Below are 16,888 nucleotides of genomic sequence, written 5' to 3' on the forward strand. Positions count from 1 at the left end.
AGTATCCAATCGTTGCGCAGAGTGTCGGCAGGCGGGTGCCCCGGGGGACGGCAAACGCGCGTAGGCTTCCCAGGCCGACACGCGACTAGGGGAGGAACGAGGCCGCATGTCCGACTCGTTTGTGCATCTTCACGTTCACACGGAGTACTCCATGCTCGATGGAGCCGCCCGGTTGAAGCAGATGTTCAAGCAGGTCGGCGATCTGGGCATGCCCGCCATCGCGATCACCGATCACGGCAACATGCACGGCGCCTACGACTTCTACCGGCAGGCCACCGGGGCCGGGATCAAGCCGATCATCGGTATCGAGGCCTACGTCGCCCCGGCCTCCAGGCACCAGAAGAAGTCGGTGCTCTGGGGTGAGCCGCACCAGAGGCGCGACGACGTGTCGGCGGGTGGCTACTACACCCACATGACGATCTGGGCGAAGAACGCCACCGGGCTGACGAACCTGATGAAGCTCTCCTCGCGCGCCTACACCGAGGGCTTCGTCCGCAAGTGGGCCCGGATGGACGCCGAGATCCTCGCCGAGCACGCCGAGGGGCTGATGGCCACGACCGGCTGCCCGTCGGGGGAGGTGCAGACCCGCCTGCGCCTGGGCCAGTACGACGAGGCGCTCGCCGCGGCGGCCAGGTTCCAGGAGCTGTTCGGCAAGGACAACTACTACCTGGAGGTCATGGACCACGGGCTCGACATCGAGCGCCGGGTCCGCGAGGGGCTGACCCGCATCTCCGCGGAGCTGAACATCCCGCCGCTGGTCACCAACGACTCCCACTACACCTACGAGTCCGACGCGACCTCGCACGACGCGCTGCTCTGCATCCAGACCGGCAAGCAGCTGTCGGACCCCGACCGGTTCCGCTTCGACGGCAGCGGTTACTACATCAAGACCGCCGACGAGATGCGCGCGGTCGACTCCTCGGACCTGTGGGCCGAGGGCTGCCGCAACACGTTGCTGGTCGCCGAGAAGGTCGACCCGTCCGGCATGTTCGGTTTCAAGAACCTGATGCCGACCTTCCCCATCCCCGAGGGGGAGACCGAGGAGGGCTGGTTCCGCGAGGAGATCCGGCGGGGGATGGAACGCCGCTTCCCCGAGGGGGTGGACGAGGAGCACCGCGGGCAGATCGAGTTCGAGATGAACGTCATCCTGCAGATGGGGTTCCCCTCCTACTTCCTCGTGGTCGCCGACTTCATCATGTGGGCGAAGAACAACGGCATCCGGGTCGGCCCGGGGCGAGGTTCCGCGGCCGGCTCGCTGGCGGCGTACGCGCTGGGCATCACCGACCTGGACCCGCTGCCGCACGGCCTGATCTTCGAGCGGTTCCTCAACCCCGACCGCGTCTCCATGCCCGACGTCGACATCGACTTCGACGAGCGCCGGCGCGGCGACGTGATCCGCTACGTGACGGAGAAGTACGGCGCCGACAAGGTCGCCATGATCGCCACCTTCGGCACCATCAAGGCGAAGGCGGCCATCAAGGACGCGGCCCGCGTCCTCGGCCATCCCTACGCCCTCGGCGACAAGGTCTCCAAGGCGTTCCCGCCCGCGGTGATGGGCAAGGACATCCCGCTGTCGGGCATCTTCGACTCCGAGCACCCTCGCTACAACGAGGCCGGTGAGCTGCGCAAGCTGTACGAGGAGGACGTCGACGTCAAGTCGGCGATGGATCTGGGCAAAGGCCTGGAGGGCCTGATCCGGCAGACCGGCGTGCACGCCGCCGGCGTCATCATGTCCTCGGAGGTGCTGACCGACTACATCCCGATCATGCGCCGTGACTCCGACGGTGTGATCATCACGCAGTTCGACTACCCGACCTGCGAGACGCTCGGCCTGCTGAAGATGGACTTCCTGGGCCTGCGCAACCTCACGATCATCGACGACTGCCTGAAGATGATCGAGGCCAACACCGGTACCGCGATCGACCTGCTCAAGCTCCCGCTGGACGACCGCAAGACCTACGAACTGCTCGGCCGGGGCGACACCCTGGGCGTGTTCCAGCTGGACGGCGGCGGCATGCGGTCGCTGCTGCGGCTGATGAAGCCCGACAACTTCGAGGACATCTCCGCCGTCGGCGCGCTGTACCGGCCCGGACCGATGGGCGCCAACTCCCACACCAACTACGCGCTCCGCAAGAACGGCCAGCAGGAGATCGTCCCCATCCACGAGGAGTTCAGGGAGTCGCTGGCCGAGATCCTCGGCACCACCTACGGCCTGATCGTCTATCAGGAGCAGGTCATGGCCATCGCGCAGAAGGTCGCCGGGTTCTCCCTCGGCAAAGCCGACCTGCTGCGCCGCGCGATGGGCAAGAAGAAGAAGTCGGAGCTGGACAAGCAGTTCGAGTCCTTCGAACAGGGTATGAAGGACAACGGCTACTCGGCCGCCGCGGTCAAGACCCTCTGGGACATCCTGCTCCCCTTCTCCGACTACGCCTTCAACAAGGCGCACAGCGCCGCCTACGGGCTGGTCTCCTACTGGACCGCCTACCTCAAGGCCAACTACCCGGCCGAGTACATGGCCGGTCTGCTGACCTCGGTCAAGGACGACAAGGACAAGTCGGCGCTCTACCTCAACGAGTGCCGCCGGATGGGCATCAAGGTTCTCCCGCCGGACGTCAACGACTCCGACTTCGACTTCACCCCGCGCGGCACCGACGTCCGGTTCGGCCTGTCGGCCATCCGCAACGTCGGCGGCAACGTGGTCGACGGGATCATCTCCGCGCGCCGGGAGAAGGGCCGCTTCGCCGACTTCAAGGACTTCCTGCGCAAGGTCCCCATGGTCGTCTGCAACAAGCGGGTCATCGAGTCGCTGATCAAGGCGGGGGCCTTCGACTCCTACGCCCACGAGCGCAAGGGCCTGGTGCTGGTCCACGAGCAGGCCGTCGACAGCATCATCGGGATCAAGAAGAACGAGGCGCAGGGGCAGGACTCCCTGTTCGGCGCCGTCGAGGGGGCCGAGGACCAGACCTTCGACGTGCAGATCCCGCCGGGGGAGTGGGACAAGACCACCCTGCTGCAGTTCGAGCGGGAGATGCTGGGCCTGTACGTCTCCGACCACCCGCTCTTCGGCGTGGAGCACATCCTGGCCTCCGGCGCCGACTGCTCGGTCGCCGCGCTCCAGGACGAGCATCGCCCGGACGGCCAGGTCATCACCGTGGGCGGCATCCTCTCCGGTGTGCAGCGCAAGGTCACCAAGAAGGGCGACACCTGGGTCCTGACCATGCTGGAGGACCTGGAGGGCGCCATCGAGGTGATGATCTTCCCCTCGGCGTACCAGCTCTGCGCGACCGTCCTGGCCGAGGACGCCATCGTCTTCGTCAAGGGCCGCCTGGACAAGCGCGAGGACGTCGGCAAGATCATCGCGATGGAGGTCACCGCCCCCGACCTGACCCGTGAGGGCGGCGGCCCGCTGCCCGTCAGCCTCCCGCTGGCTCGCTGCACCCCTCCGGTGATCGGCCGTCTCAAGGAGGTGCTGACCGCCCATCCCGGCACCACCGAGGTCCACCTCCAGGTGCACAACGGCCCGAAGACCGTCGTCGTCCGCCTGGACGACCGCCTGCGCGTGGCCCCCTCCCCGGCTCTGATGGGCGATTTGAAACAGCTTCTCGGTCCGGCCTGCCTGGGGGCGTGAGAGTGCGCGGAGTCGCGTTGAACGCGACGTGGGGCGCGGCGCCGACAGTCTCGCCCGCCTCGGCCTTCGGGGGCCGGATCTGTCGATGCCAAAGGACACCTGCCCGGCGTCCTCGCCGTCAGAAGAGGGCGGCCCCGCCGGCGCCTCGCTCGAAGGCGAGCAGATATCGCTTGGTCGGCAGCCCGCCGCCGTAGCCGGTGAGGTCGCCGGTGGAGCCCACCACCCGGTGGCAGGGAACGATGACGCCGATCGGGTTCCTGCCGTTGGCCAGGCCCACGGCCCTGGCCGCGGTGGGCTGCCCGATCCGGTCGGCGAGCCGGCCGTAGGTGATGGTCTCCCCGTAGGGGATGTCTCGCAGCGCGGCCCAGACCCGTCGCTGGAACGGGGTACCGGCGAGGATCATGGGCAGGTCGAAGTCGGTCAGCCGTCCGTCGAAATAGGCCCGCAGCTGGCTCGCGACCTCGGTGAAGGGCCCGGCGTCGGGTTCGCCGAAGGTCTCCGCCGGCGGCCGGTGCCGCTGCCGGTGCATGTAGAGCCCGGTGAGGGTTCCGCCGGTCGCCACCAGGGTGAGCGGGCCGACGGCGCTCTCCACCACGGTGTGCGTTCTGTCTTCCGTCTGAGGCAACGAGGCTCCTTTGGGTGGATCCGGCGGTGAGGAATCCGGCGGGGAGGGAAACGGGAAGGTGGTCAGGCGGCGGGCAGCCGGTTGACGGGGTGGTCGCCGGTGGCCCAGAGATGCTGAACGGCGTACGCCCGCCAGGGCCGCCAGGCGGCGGCGCGGCGGGTGAGCGCGGCGGGCGTGGCGGGAAGGCCGGCCTGGCGGGCGGCGGTGCGGATCCCCAGGTCGGTGGGGACGAACGCGTCGGGATCGCCGAGGGCGCGCATGGCGATGGTCTCGACGGTCCAGGGGCCGAGCCCCGGCAGCGCCGACAGCTGCGCGCGGGCTCGGTGCCAGTCGCCTCCGGCGCTGAGGTCGATCTCGTCGGCGGCCAGGGCGGCGACCAGCCCGGTGAGCGTGGCGCGGCGTGCCCGGGGGAGGGCGAGCTCCGCCGGGTCCAGCGGGGCCAGCGCCGCCGGGCCGGGGAAGAGACGGCTGAGGCCCCCCTCGGGGTCCGTGATCGGTTCGCCGTACGCGGTGACCAGCCGGGCGGCGTGGGTGCGGGCGGCGGAGGTGGACACCTGCTGCCCGAGCACCGCGCGCACCGCGAACTCGGACGCGTCGACGGTCCTGGGCACCCGGCGGCCGGGGTCCTTCTCCACGAGGGGGGCGAGCGCCGGGTCGCCGCGGAGCAGGTCGTCGACGGCGACGGGGTCGGCGTCGAGGTCGAGCAGGTGCCGGCACCTGCTGATCGCGGTGGAGAGGTCGCGGAGGTCGGTGAGGGCCAGCCGGCAGCCGACGTGGTCCGGCAGCGAACGCAGGGCGACGACCCCGTGGCCGTGCGGCAGGCGCAGCGTGCGACGGTACGCGCCGTCGCGCCACTCCTCCACCCCGGGGACGGCGGTCGCGGCGAGATGCCCGAACAGGTTGCCGGGGCAGAGCGGAGACCGGAACGGCAGCCGCAGCGACAGCACCCCGGGGGTGGTCGCCGGGCGGCCCCGGGCGACGCGATCCCGTAGCCGGGTCGGGGTCAGGGCGAAGACCTCCCGCACGGTGTCGTTGAACGCCCGGATGCTGGTGAATCCGGCGGCGAAGGCGATGTCGGCCATCGGCAGGGCGCTGGTCTCGATCAGCAGCCGGGCGGTCTGGGCCCGCTGCGCCCGTGCCAGCGCGAGCGGGCCCGCCCCGAGTTCGGCGCGCAGCTGCCGTTCGACCTGGCGCGTGCTGTAGCCGAGCTGCGCGGCCAGGCCGGGCACTCCGTCACGGTCCACGACGCCGTCCGCGATCATGCGCATCGCCCGGGCCACGACGTCGGCGCGGTGGTTCCACTCCGGGGAGCCCGGGCTGGCGTCGGGCCGGCAGCGTTTGCACGCCCGGAATCCGGCCAGTTGCGCCGCGGCGGCGCTGGGGTAGAAGCGCATGTTCTCGATCTTGGGCGGTACCGCCGGGCAGCTCGGCCGGCAGTAGATCCCGGTGGTGATCACCGCGCCGAAGAACCACCCGTCGAACCGGGCGTCCCTGGACCGCACAGCGCGCATACACCGTTCCACGTCCTCATGCATACCGCCAGCATCGTCCGTGGCCACCCCGCTGGGCTAGCGGAAATCCGACATCACCCGCATCGGCCGGGCTCGTCGCGCCGGTGCGGTCGCGAACTCTCCGCCCCTGCCCCCGCCGCCGGACCGGAGTCGGGCCGGAGCCGGACCGCGGCTCTGGCCGATGGCCGGAAGCGGGGGTCTCCGATGGGATATTGTGCCCGCCGGGTGAACTTTTCGGCTACGAAAATATGCAAGTTAGGAAACTTTACTAACTTTCATTGACATTCCGCGGAATCGCTTGCCACTATGCCGTGTGCGGTTCGGCGCGGCGTCCACGACGAGACGTGAGGTGCTCAGTGAGAGACGCGCCGCCCCGGCCGTAGCTCGCACGACGTCGCAGGCGACGCCGTGACCCTCGTCTCTTTCCCCCCTTCAGGAGACAAGCTCGTGACCTCAACGAAGCCTTACTCCGTTCCCCGCCGGCTCCTGCCCGCCGCCGTGACGATCACCGCTCTCCTCGCGAGCGGCCTGGTCACCGCCGGTCCCGCCGAAGCCGCCGAAACCCCGCTGTCGCAGGGCAGGCCGGCCTACCCCTTCACGTCCGCCCCGACGCCGACGACGACCCCCACCGTGCCCCCCGGCGGCACCTTCGTGGTCGCGGCGGCCGGCGACATCGCCGAGCGGTGCACCGCGAGCTCCAGCTCGTGCGTCCATCCCAAGACCGCCGCGCAGGTTCGGGCGATGAACCCCGAGTACGTCCTCACCATGGGCGACAACCAGTACAGCGACGGCCGGCTGTCGGACTACCAGAAGTACTACGACAAGACCTGGGGCGCGTTCAAGAGCAAGACCCGCCCGGTCCCCGGCAACCACGAGACCTACGACCCCGCGGGCGCCTACGCCGGATACAAGGGCTACTTCGGCTCCCTCGCCACCCCGCAGGGCAAGACCTACTACAGCTACGACCGGGGCAACTGGCACTTCATCGCCCTCGACTCCAACAACTTCAACCAGCCGGCCCAGATCAACTGGCTCAAAGCCGACCTGGCCGCCAACACCAGGGGGTGCGTCGCCGCCTACTGGCACCACCCGCTGTTCAGCTCGGGTGAGCACGGCAACGCCCCGGTGAGCAGGCCGGTCTGGAAGATCCTCTACGACGCCCGGGCCGATCTGGTGCTCAACGGGCACGACCACCACTACGAGCGGTTCGCCCCGCAGAACCCCGACGCCCAGGCCGACCCCAACGGCATGGTGGAGATCCTCGGCGGCATGGGCGGCGCCTCGCCGTACCGGATCCAGAACGTCCAGCCCAACAGCCAGAAGCGGCTGGCGAACACCTACGGCGTGCTCAAGCTGAACCTCGCCCCCGCCGCCTTCTCCTGGCAGCTGATCGGGACCGACGGCGCGGTCAAGGACACCGGCCCCACCTACGCCTGCCACTAGATGTACATCGCGGCAAGCCGGACCGCGGACGGAGCACGTCCGCGGTCCCGGCTCTCCTGGGCGGTTCCCCGGAACGTGCTCGCGCTCGGCGCGGTCAGCCTGGTCACCGACGTCTCCTCGGAGATGGTCACGGCCGTCCTCCCGCTCTATCTGACGCTCTTCCTCGGGCTCAGCCCGCTGCAGTTCGGCCTGCTCGACGGCCTGTCCTTCGGCGTGACCGCGCTGGTCCGCCTCACCGGGGGAAACCTCGCCGACCGGTGGCAGCGGCGCAAACTCGTCGCGGGGATCGGCTACGGGCTGTCGGCGCTCTGCAAGCCGGCCCTGCTGGCGGCGGGCGGCTCCGTCGCGGCGCTGGGCGCGGTGATCGCCGCCGACCGGGCCGGCAAGGGGCTGCGCACGGCTCCTCGGGACGCGCTGATCTCGCTGAGCGTCCCGCCCGACCGGCTCGGGCAGGCGTTCGGCGTGCACCGCGCGATGGACACCGTCGGCGCGCTGCTCGGCCCGCTGGCGGCGTTCGCCATCCTGACGGGCACCGGCGGGGCGTACGACGCGGTGTTCGTGACCGGCTTCTGCGTGGCCGCGCTCGGCGTGCTGCTGCTGGTCATGTACGTCCGCGACCGGTCCACACCGCTGCCCGGCCCGCGCTCGGCCACCTCGCCGCGCGCCGCGCTCGGGCTGCTCCGCGACGCCGCCTTCCGGAGGGTGTGCGCGGCGGCCGTGGCCCTCGGCCTGGTCACCGTCGGCGACGCGTTCGTCTACCTGCTGCTGCAGAGGCGCGGCGGGATCGACGCCGCGTACTTTCCGCTGCTGCCGATCGGCACGGCCGCCGTCTACCTGCTGCTCGCCGTACCCGCCGGACGGCTCGCCGACCGGCTGGGCCGGCTCCCGGTCTTCCTCGCCGGGCACGTCGCCCTGATCGCCGCCTACCTCGTACTGCTCGGGCCGGGGTGGCCGGTCGCCGTGCTGGCCCTGCACGGGGTCTTCTACGCCGCCACCGACGGCGTGCTGATGGCCGTGGCCGGGCCGATGCTCCCCGCCCACCTGCGCACCAGTGGCCTGGCCCTGCTCCAGACCGGCCAGGCGTCGGCCCGGATGCTGTCCTCCGTCCTGTTCGGCGCGGTCTGGACGCTGTGGGGGAGTACCCAGGGGCTGGCCGTCATGGCGGCCGGGCTCGCGGTCTGCGTGCTCGGCGCCCGGTCCGTGATGAGGAGACACGCGTGACCTCCGTCCCGTTTCCCGTACCTCCCGCGCACCCCGTACTCCGCGTGCGTCCCATGTCCCGCGCCCCCTCCGCGGTCCCCGCGGCCGGTGTCCGGGCCGTCGGCGGGAGGCCGTCATGACCCCGGCCCGGCGTCTGGCGGTGCTGCTCTCCGCCCTCGTCCTGCTGGGCGGCGCGGCGGCCGGCTACGCCTCCCGGGCCGCGCGCCGTGAGGCCCGCCCGGCCTCGGCGGCGGCCGGGCCGCTCCGTCCCGGGCAGCTGATGTTCCTTACGGCCGGCGGCCGGGTCGCCGGGGTGCCGCTGGGGGAGACCAGGGACTCCTCCCCGTCCTCCTCCCCAGCCGTCCCCGTGACCGCGTCCCCGGTTCTCCCGTCCGCCTCCTCAGCCGTCCCCGAGGCTTCTCCAGCCGTTCCCCCGGCCGTCTCCACAGCTCTTCCCTCACTCGTAGGGCCGGTCTGCGACCGGTTCTCCACGGCGGGCGGCACCTCGATCTGCCTGGTCGCCAACCCGGGCGTACCGGCCACCACGGACGCGGTGATCCTCGACCGCTCCATGCGGGAGACCCGCCGGATCAAGCTGGCCGGGATCCCGAACCGGGCGAGGGTGTCGCCGAGTGGCCGCATGGTCTCGTGGACCGTCTTCGTCACCGGCGACTCCTACAGCCAGGGGGGCTTCTCCACCTGGACCGGGATCCTCGACACCCGCACCGGCTACGCGGTCACCAACATCGAGGACATCCCGCTGACCCTGAACGGCCGCCGCCACCACGCGCCCGACGTGAACTACTGGGGCGTCACCTTCGCCGCCGACGACAACAGGTTCTACGCGACCGTGGCCACCCGCGGCGGCACGTACCTCGTCGAGGGCGACTACCGCGAGTGGCGGGCGCGGACGCTCAGGGAGAACGTCGAGTGCCCGTCGCTCTCGCCCGACGGCACCCGGCTGGTGTTCAAGAAACGGGTCTCCGCCGACCCGCGCCGCATGTGGCGGCTCCACCTTCTGGACCTGTCCACCATGCGGGAGACGCCGCTGGCCGAGACCGCGAGCGTCGACGACCAGGCGGCCTGGCTCGACGGGCGGACCGTGATGTACGCCAAAGGCTCGGATGTCTGGTCGGTCCCCGCGGACGGCTCCGGCACCCCGGCCCCGCTGGTGAGGGGAGCCGCGTCCCCGGTAGTCGTCCCTTAGCCCTTAGTCGTACTTCTCGTGAAGGAACATCGGATCATCCCCGAAGGGGAGGCGGGCACCCCGGCCAATTGCGATGATCGCGGTGTCGTGTTTCCGATGCGAGGAGATAGTGGGCGATGACCTTCGTACGACGTTCCAACCGTGGGCTCACGATCGTCGGACTTGGCATGAGCGCGGTGCTCATGACCTGGGCCGTCGCGCCGGCCGCACCGGCCGCCGTGACCGGCCCCGGACCGGCGGCGGAGCTCGGAGCCGGATCGGCGCCGTCGGGGGCCGGGCAGGCGGTGCCGGCCGGGATCGACCGCCAGGCGCTCCGGCGCACCCTCGCGGAGATCCGGCGGGCCGGCATGTACGGCGTCTACTCCAGCGTGCGGGACGGCGACGCGTCCTGGGACGGGGCGGCCGGGGTCGCCGACGTGCGCACCGGCCGGCCGGTCCACTCCGGGATGCTCCACCGGGTCGGCAGCGTCACCAAGACCTTCGTCGCGGTGGCCATCCTCCAGCAGGTCGAGCGGGGGCTGATCGAGCTCGACGCGCCCGTCGCCCGTTACCTGCCGGACCTGATCCCCGCCGAGCGCGGCCAGAAGATCACGGTGCGGATGCTGCTCAACCACACCAGCGGCATCGCCGACTACATCGGCGGGGCCTTCCCCTCCCTGCTCCGCGGGACCACCGAGAGCCTGGACGACAACCGTTTCCGCGCCTTCCGCCCCGAGGAGCTGGTGGGGTTCGGCCTGGCGGCCCCGCCCACGGGCGAGCCCGGACAGCACTGGTCCTACTCCAACACCAACTACATAATCGCCGGGCTGCTGCTGGAGAAGGTGACCGGCACCCCGGCCGAGTCGTACATCACCCGGCAGGTGATCCGCAGGGCCGGGCTGCGCGACACGTCCTTCCCGGCCACGCCGATCATCCCCGGACCGCACTCCAAGGCCTACGAGTCGTTCTACGGGCTCATCGACCCGCCGCGCGACTACAGCGTCTACAACATGTCGTGGGCGGGCACGGCCGGCGCGATCGTCTCGACCACCGGCGACCTCGACCGGTTCTACCGGGAGCTGCTGGGCGGCAGGCTCCTGAAGCCCGCGCAGCTCGCGCAGATGCAGACCACGGTGCCGGTCACCGACGGGCAGGGCAACGTGATGGTGAACTACGGCCTCGGCATCTACGCCGAGGACCTGCCCTGCGGCCGATTCTGGGGTCACGACGGAGCCGTGTGGGGCACGGGCACGATCTCGCTGTCCGCCCCGGACGGCCGCCGCCAGATCTCCCTCGGGATCAACCTGATGAAGTACCAGCGGTTCGACGCGAACGGCGTGCTCCAGCCGCACCCGATCGACGACGCGCTCGGAACCCACATATTCCAGGCCCTGTGCGGGCCCGGCGCGACGCTCTCGAAGGGCGGCCACCCCTTCCGGCCCTTCCCGACCCAGCAGACCCTCGTCAAGAGGTAACCGCCCGGGGCCGCCTCCGGCTCCGGGCGGCCGGAGGCGGCCCCGGTTCAGCGCCGGCGGTGGTGCGCCTTCCAGCGTCTCCACTTCGCCTTCCATCCTCGGTAGCCGTGGCCCCCGCCGCGGGCGTGCGTCCCTCCGGGCTCATCCGCCCGAGGGGCGCCGCTCCGGGGTTCGTCGCCGCGCCGCTCACCGGCGCGGCGCTCGGCCTCCAGGAGCTTGTCCAGCCCCGGGGTGTAGCCGCCGCCGAATCGGCTCATGTCCGGGTGACGGAAGGAGGACGGGGCGACGTTCCGCAGCGCGGCGGACATCGACGACACCCAGATCGGGCCGGGCAGGGAGGCACCCTGGACCTGACCGTAGTACTCGCCGCCGATCGTCACGTCGCGCAGCGGGTGGCGGTAGGAGCCCCGGATGTCGCCCAGGCTGACCGCGGCGGCCATGTCGGGGGTGTAGCCGGCGAACCACGCCGAGGTGTAGCCGTTGTTGGTGCCGGTCTTACCTCCGGCGTCGCGGCCGATGCTCTGGCCCGTCATGGTGCCCTTGGTGAACACCCCGGACAGGATGTGGTTCACCGCGTCGGCCACGCCACGATCGATCGCCTGCCCGCAGCTCGGCGGCACGGTGGTGCGGGTGCCGTCCCGCTCGACCATGTCGAGGACGGCCATCGGGCGGCAGTAGCGACCGCGTGCGCCGAACGCGGCGAACGCCGCCGCCACCGTCACCGGGTCCATCTCGTTGACCCCGAGGGTGAAGGTCGGGACCTCGCGCAGCGGCGTGCCGTCCGCGCGGGCCACACCGAGCGCCTTGGCGGTCTTGATCACCTGGCAGAGGCCGACCCGCCGCTCCAGCATCATGTAGAAGATGTTCACCGACTTCCAGGTGCCGGTGGAGATGCTCTGCGGGCCGCCGCTTCCCTCGCCGCTGGCGTTGAAGATCTCCGCGTTGGGGTCGTTCACCCGGCGTCCCCGGCAGTCGCGGTAGCCGCCGGCGGGCACGAACCGGCCCGGCGTCATGAAGCCGTCGTCGAACCGCCAGCCCTGGCCCAGCGCGGTGGCCAGGGTGAACACCTTGAACGTGGACCCGGCCTGGAAGCCCATGCCGCCGCCGTGGGCCACGTCGGCCGGCAGGTTGTAGGTGGTGCTGGGGCCGTTCCTGACGTTGCCGGAGTTACGGCCGTATCTCTTGCTCGCGGCCATCGCCCTGATCCGCCCGGTTCCCGGTTCGACCATCGCCTCTGCCGCGACCTCGGTGTCCTCCGGGGAAACCCGGGAGGAGATGGCCCGCTGCGCGGCCCGCTGGGCGTTCGGGGCCAGGCTGGTCCGCAGCACGATGCCGCCCCTGGCCAGGCGGCGCTCCCGTTCGGCGCGGCTGTGGCCGAACACCGGGTTGTTCAGCAGTTCCCGGTGGACGTAGAGGCAGAAGTAGGAGTAGGGGCTCCCGCCGCAGCCGCCGGGTTCCGGCTTCAGGCGGATGTCCAGCGGCTTGCGCTTGGTGGCCTCGGCCTGGGCCTGGGGAATGTTCCCCACCTGGGCCATCCGGTCCAGCACGATGTCCCGGCGCTCCCGCAGGCGCTGACGGCGCTGCCGGCCCAGCGAGGGGTCCGTCGAGTACGGCGTGCGCACCGCGCCGGCCAGCGTCGCGGCCTGCCGCAGCGACAGCCTCGACGCCGAGACGGAGAAGAACCGCTGGGCCGCGGCCTCGACCCCGAACGCCCCCGCGCCGAAGTAGGCGATGTTGAGGTAGCGTTCCAGGATCTCGGCCTTGGAGTACTTGTTCTCCATCGCCAGCGCGTACCGCAGCTCGTTGATCTTGCGCCTGATGCTCGGTTCACGGGCCCTGGCCCGCTCGGCGTCGGTCTCGGCGTTCTCGATCAGGATGTTCTTCACGAGCTGCTGGGTGAGCGAGGATCCGCCCTGCCGTACCCCACCGGCCTGGGTGTTGGTCACCAGCGCCCGCAGTGTCCCCTTGATGTCCAGGCCCGCGTGCTCGTAGAACCGGGAGTCCTCGATCGCCACGATCGCCTGGCGCATGACCGGGGCGATCCGGTCGAGCTTCACGATCTTCCGGTTCTCCGTGTAGAACTGGGCGAACTGCCTGCCGTTCTTGTCCAGGAGCACCGTGCGCTCGGGGAGCGGGTCCTCACGCGGGCTGGGCGGCAGGTCGATGAAGGTGCGCGCGACCCCGTTGGTGGTGATCCCGGCCCCGCCGACCACCGGCAGGGCCACGGCTCCCATCAGCAGCCCGCCGAGCACCCCGCAGAACGCCAGCCCTCGCAGGCACGCACCGGCCCCGCGCCTCACCTCAGATGATCGCTCTGTCACGGATAGTAACGTGCGGCCGGATGACCAAGGACAAACACCCGGCCGTCAGTCTTTACCCTTCCTGGACCACTTCCCTGCTGACCCGCAGGCCCAGTGAGGCGAACTGCTCGAACGGGCGGTGATAGCCCCGCTCGATGTGGTGCACCCCGCGCAGCGTGGAGGTGCCCTCCGCGGCCGCGGCGGCGAGCACCGCGGAGAATCCGGCCCGGATGTCGGGCAGGGTCACGTCGGCGCCGCGCAGCTTCGACACCCCCCGCACGACCGCCGAGTGCTTGGCGTTGGTGTCGTGGTAGCGGCAGGCCGGGCCGCCGAGGCACACGTCGAAGACCTCGATCTCGCACCCCATCTTCTGCAGCGCGGGCACGTAGACCAGCCGGTTCTCGAACACCGTCTCGTGCAGCACAGACATGCCCTGGGCCTGTGTGAACAGGACCATCAGCGGCGTCTGCCAGTCGGTCATGAACCCCGGGTGCGTGTCGGTCTGCACCGCCGCGGCCCGCAGGCCGTCCGGCGCCGACGCCGACACGTAGTCGTCGGTGATGTCCATCTCGGCGCCCATCCGGGCCAGGGTGGTGATCGCGGTGACCAGGCGGTCCTGCGGGCACCCGTGCACGCGGACCTCACCGCCGGTGATCAGGCCGGCCGCCAGGTAGGAGAACGCCTCGATCCGGTCGCCGTTGAGCCAGGTGGAGGCGCCGCGCAGCCGCTCCACCCCCTCGATCACGATGCGCCGGTCCGGGCTGAGCTCGATGCGCGCGCCCATCCGCTGCAGGAAAAGGGCGAGCTCCACCACCTCCGGCTCCATGGCCGCCCCCTTGAGCACGGTCTTGCCCTCGGCCAGCACCGCCGACATCAGGATCGTCTCGGTCGCGCCCACGCTCGGATAGGGCAGCTCGATCCGGGTGCCGCGCAGTCGCTTGGCCCTGGCGTAGACGCCGGTGTCGCTCACCTCGACCTCCGCGCCCATCGCGCGCAGCGCCTCGACGTGGAAGTCGACGGGGCGGCGCCCGATCGGGTCGCCGCCGACCAGCGGGACGAACGCCTCGCCCGCCAGGTGCAGCAGCGGGCCCAGCATCAGGATGGGGATCCGGTTGAGGCCGGTGAACGCCGCGGGTACGTGCGGGTTGATCTGCGCCCCCTGGGCGACCCTGATCTCGCGAGGGGTGATCTCCACGTCGATGCCGAGCGCCCGCAGCATCTGCGCGGTGATCTCGACCTCACCCACGTCGGGGGCGTTGTGGATCGTGCTCTCCCCGATGCCCAGCATCGCGGCGACCATATGCTTGGAGACGCCGTTCTTGGACCCGCGGACCTCGACGTCGCCGCGGAGCGGCCCGGAGGGCTCGATCAGCCATACCTCTTCGTTCACTCCGACAGCGTAACGGGATTCGTCTCACGCCCCGGGGACCACGGGCCGGGGGATCGGTAACATCGGGCACATCAGTACAGACATAAGTACAGCGGGTAGGGGGGCACACATTGCGGCATGTGCGCGATTTCACAGTCACCGTGCTGGTGCTGGGCCTTCTCGGAGTGGCCGCCGGTGTCCTGTGGTCGTATCTCGCGCCGCGCCCGCCGTACGTGGTGACCGGTCAGGGGCCGACTCTGGCCGACCCCTCCACCCAGGCGCTCATCGCGGCGGACGGCTGGTTCGCCGTGGTCACCGGCGTCCTCGGGCTGGCGTGCGGCGCCGTCGGCTACAGCCTGTCGCGCCGGGGGCGCCCGCTCGCCGCGGTCCTCGGCCTGGCCGGGGGCGGCCTGCTCGGCGGATATCTCGCGCTGCTGGTGGGCCGGGCCGTCAACCTCGGCGCGACGACCGTCGCCGCCTCGGGGCCGGTGGTGTCGGTGGTGCCGGGGCCGCTCGACCTGACCGCGCGCGGGGTGCTGTACGCCTGGCCGACGCTGGCCGTCGGCCTGTTCTTCGTCCTGGAGGGCGTCGCGGGCTACCGTGACTCGCCGCTCCGCCGCCCGTTCGGCGGGCAGGACCCCTATGGGCCGCTGTCCGGCTACGACATCAGCCGCCGGTAGGGTCCCCGCCCCTCGCGACGCCGCCCCCTCACGACGCCGGTGCCATCGGCGGAGGGGTCAGCGGCGGAGGGGTCAGCGGCAGGGCGGCCTGCGCGTGCCGTGGCCGGTGGCCCGCTCGAAGGCGTGGGCCAGCCGCAGCACCTCCAGGTCGGCGAAGGGGCGTCCGACGATCTGCACGCCCACCGGGAGCCCGCCGGGGGTGAACCCGCACGGCACCGAGGCCGCGGGGGCGTGCAGCACGCTGATCCAGTAGGCGGAGCGCATCCACGCCAGGTAGTCGGGCAGCGCCTCCCCGTTGATCTCCGAGACGTACGGCGCCTCCACCGGGAACGGCGGCACCTGACTGACCGGCGCCACCAGGACGTCGTAGGCGGCGAAGAAGTCGCGCATCCGCAGGTAGAGGCCGCTGCGGAGCCGCTCGGCCCTGGCCAGGTCCGCCCCCGTCAAGCCGAGGCCCTGTTCGACGTTCCAGCGCACGTTGGGGCCCAGCCGTTCACGGGGCAGGTCGCCGTAGGACAGCGCGTAGTACCACGCCCGGTAGATCCGGAAGGCGTCCTCGGCGTCCGACAGGTCCACCTCCACCCGCTCCACCCGGGCGCCCAGCCGGGCCAGCACCGCCGGGGCGTCCGCGGTGACCTTCGCCGTCTCGACGTCCACCGGCAGCCCGCCCAGGTCGGGGCTCCACGCCACGCGCAGCCCCGTCAGGTCCGTCTCCAGCGGCTCGGCGAAGGCCGCGCCGCTCTCGGCGATCGACAGGGGGGAGGCGGCGTCGAAGCCGGAGACCACGCTCATCAGCAGCGCCAGGTCCGCCACGGTGCGGGCCATCGGTCCCGGTACGCCGAGGGTGAACCACGCGGCCGCCGGTGAGGGCGAGGGCACCCGTCCCGGCGTCGGGCGCAGCCCGACCACGTTGCAGAAGGAGGCCGGGTTGCGCAGCGAGCCGCCCATGTCGGAGCCGTCGGCCAGGGGCACCATCCCGGCCGCCAGCGCGGCGGCGGCCCCGCCGCTGCTGCCGCCCGCCGACCTCGACAGGTCGTAGGGGTTGCGGGTGGCGCCGAAAAGCTCGTTCACCGTGTGGGAGCCGGTGCCGAACTCCGGGGTGTTGGTCTTGCCGATCGTGATGGCCCCGGCCTCGCGCATCCGCCGCACGATGGGGGAGTCGCGGCCGGGGACGTGGCCGGCGAAGAGCGGCGAGCCGTAGGTGGTGCGGATCCCCGCGGTGTCGGTGAGGTCCTTGTGCGCGACCGGCAGCCCGTGGAGCGGTCCGCGGGGGCGCCCCCTCGCCAGATCCCGGTCGGCCTCCGCCGCCTCCAGGAGCGCGCGTTCGGCCGCCAGGGTGACGATCGCGTTGACGCGCGGGTTCACCTCCTCGATCCGGTCCAGGTGCGCCCGGAGCAGCTCGACCGCGCCGATCCGCCGGGTGCGCAGCAGTTCCACCATCTCGGTGGCTGTCAGGTAGAACATCCGCTTC

Annotated in this window: 11 protein-coding genes; 6 read left to right on the top strand and 5 right to left on the bottom strand. The window is 71.3% G+C overall.

Annotated features, from left to right (window positions below):
• Positions 1-106 precede the first annotated feature (106 nt).
• Positions 107-3,628 (top strand): DNA polymerase III subunit alpha, encoded by a 3,522-nt coding sequence (dnaE, locus tag ABZ194_RS00695; protein ID WP_355590131.1) that lies wholly within the window; start codon positions 107-109, stop codon positions 3,626-3,628.
• Between the two features lie 118 nt (positions 3,629-3,746).
• Here dnaE and ABZ194_RS00700 read toward each other — a convergent pair whose 3' ends face one another.
• Positions 3,747-4,253, bottom strand: coding sequence for a methylated-DNA--[protein]-cysteine S-methyltransferase (locus tag ABZ194_RS00700; protein ID WP_355590134.1), 507 nt, complete (start codon positions 4,251-4,253; stop codon positions 3,747-3,749).
• A gap of 62 nt (positions 4,254-4,315) precedes the next feature.
• Positions 4,316-5,788, bottom strand: coding sequence for a DNA-3-methyladenine glycosylase 2 family protein (locus tag ABZ194_RS00705; protein WP_355590137.1), 1,473 nt, complete (start codon positions 5,786-5,788; stop codon positions 4,316-4,318).
• Positions 5,789-6,211: 423 nt separating this feature from the next.
• On the opposite strand from ABZ194_RS00705, the gene ABZ194_RS00710 reads away from it, so the two are divergent.
• The 4 genes from ABZ194_RS00710 to ABZ194_RS00725 all read left to right on the top strand — a co-directional run bounded on the left by ABZ194_RS00710 (position 6,212) and on the right by ABZ194_RS00725 (position 11,068).
• Complete coding sequence (locus ABZ194_RS00710; RefSeq protein WP_355590140.1) at positions 6,212-7,207, top strand: metallophosphoesterase; 996 nt, start codon at positions 6,212-6,214, stop codon at positions 7,205-7,207.
• Entirely contained in the window at positions 7,208-8,428 is a 1,221-nt protein-coding gene (locus ABZ194_RS00715) for an MFS transporter (RefSeq protein WP_355590143.1), read from the top strand.
• A 115-nt stretch (positions 8,429-8,543) separates the two neighbouring features.
• Positions 8,544-9,614, top strand: coding sequence for a hypothetical protein (locus ABZ194_RS00720; RefSeq protein ID WP_355590146.1), 1,071 nt, complete (start codon positions 8,544-8,546; stop codon positions 9,612-9,614).
• Positions 9,615-9,730: 116 nt separating this feature from the next.
• The gene (locus ABZ194_RS00725) at positions 9,731-11,068 is read left to right on the top strand and encodes a serine hydrolase domain-containing protein (RefSeq protein WP_355590149.1); all 1,338 of its coding nucleotides are present in this window, start codon (positions 9,731-9,733) and stop codon (positions 11,066-11,068) included.
• A gap of 47 nt (positions 11,069-11,115) precedes the next feature.
• On the opposite strand, the gene ABZ194_RS00730 is transcribed toward ABZ194_RS00725, so the two are convergent.
• Both ABZ194_RS00730 and murA read right to left on the bottom strand, forming a co-directional pair.
• Positions 11,116-13,389, bottom strand: a complete 2,274-nt coding sequence (locus ABZ194_RS00730; protein WP_355590152.1) for a transglycosylase domain-containing protein — start codon at positions 13,387-13,389, stop codon at positions 11,116-11,118.
• Positions 13,390-13,441: 52 nt separating this feature from the next.
• Complete coding sequence (murA, locus tag ABZ194_RS00735; protein WP_355590155.1) at positions 13,442-14,758, bottom strand: UDP-N-acetylglucosamine 1-carboxyvinyltransferase; 1,317 nt, start codon at positions 14,756-14,758, stop codon at positions 13,442-13,444.
• Positions 14,759-14,877: 119 nt separating this feature from the next.
• Between murA and ABZ194_RS00740 the strand changes: the two genes are divergently transcribed.
• Positions 14,878-15,417 (top strand): hypothetical protein, encoded by a 540-nt coding sequence (locus ABZ194_RS00740; protein ID WP_355590158.1) that lies wholly within the window; start codon positions 14,878-14,880, stop codon positions 15,415-15,417.
• Positions 15,418-15,489: 72 nt separating this feature from the next.
• Here the strand turns inward: ABZ194_RS00740 and ABZ194_RS00745 are convergent, their stop codons facing one another.
• Entirely contained in the window at positions 15,490-16,881 is a 1,392-nt protein-coding gene (locus tag ABZ194_RS00745) for an amidase (RefSeq protein WP_355590161.1), read from the bottom strand.
• Positions 16,882-16,888: the final 7 nt, after the last annotated feature.

The sequence above is a fragment of the Streptosporangium sp. NPDC006007 genome, assembly GCF_040614315.1.
In the GTDB taxonomy this organism is placed as follows: Bacteria; Actinomycetota; Actinomycetes; order Streptosporangiales; family Streptosporangiaceae; genus Streptosporangium.

Bases quoted from the DNA above. Each gene is read 5' to 3' on its own strand.
- dnaE (WP_355590131.1), top strand. From the start codon at position 107: ATGTCCGACTCGTTTGTGCATCTTCACGTTCACACGGAGTACTCCATG.
- ABZ194_RS00705 (WP_355590137.1), bottom strand. From the start codon at position 5,788: ATGCATGAGGACGTGGAACGGTGTATGCGCGCTGTGCGGTCCAGGGAC.
- ABZ194_RS00715 (WP_355590143.1), top strand. From the start codon at position 7,208: ATGTACATCGCGGCAAGCCGGACCGCGGACGGAGCACGTCCGCGGTCC.
- ABZ194_RS00720 (WP_355590146.1), top strand. From the start codon at position 8,544: ATGACCCCGGCCCGGCGTCTGGCGGTGCTGCTCTCCGCCCTCGTCCTG.
- ABZ194_RS00725 (WP_355590149.1), top strand. From the start codon at position 9,731: ATGACCTTCGTACGACGTTCCAACCGTGGGCTCACGATCGTCGGACTT.
- ABZ194_RS00745 (WP_355590161.1), bottom strand. From the start codon at position 16,881: ATGTTCTACCTGACAGCCACCGAGATGGTGGAACTGCTGCGCACCCGG.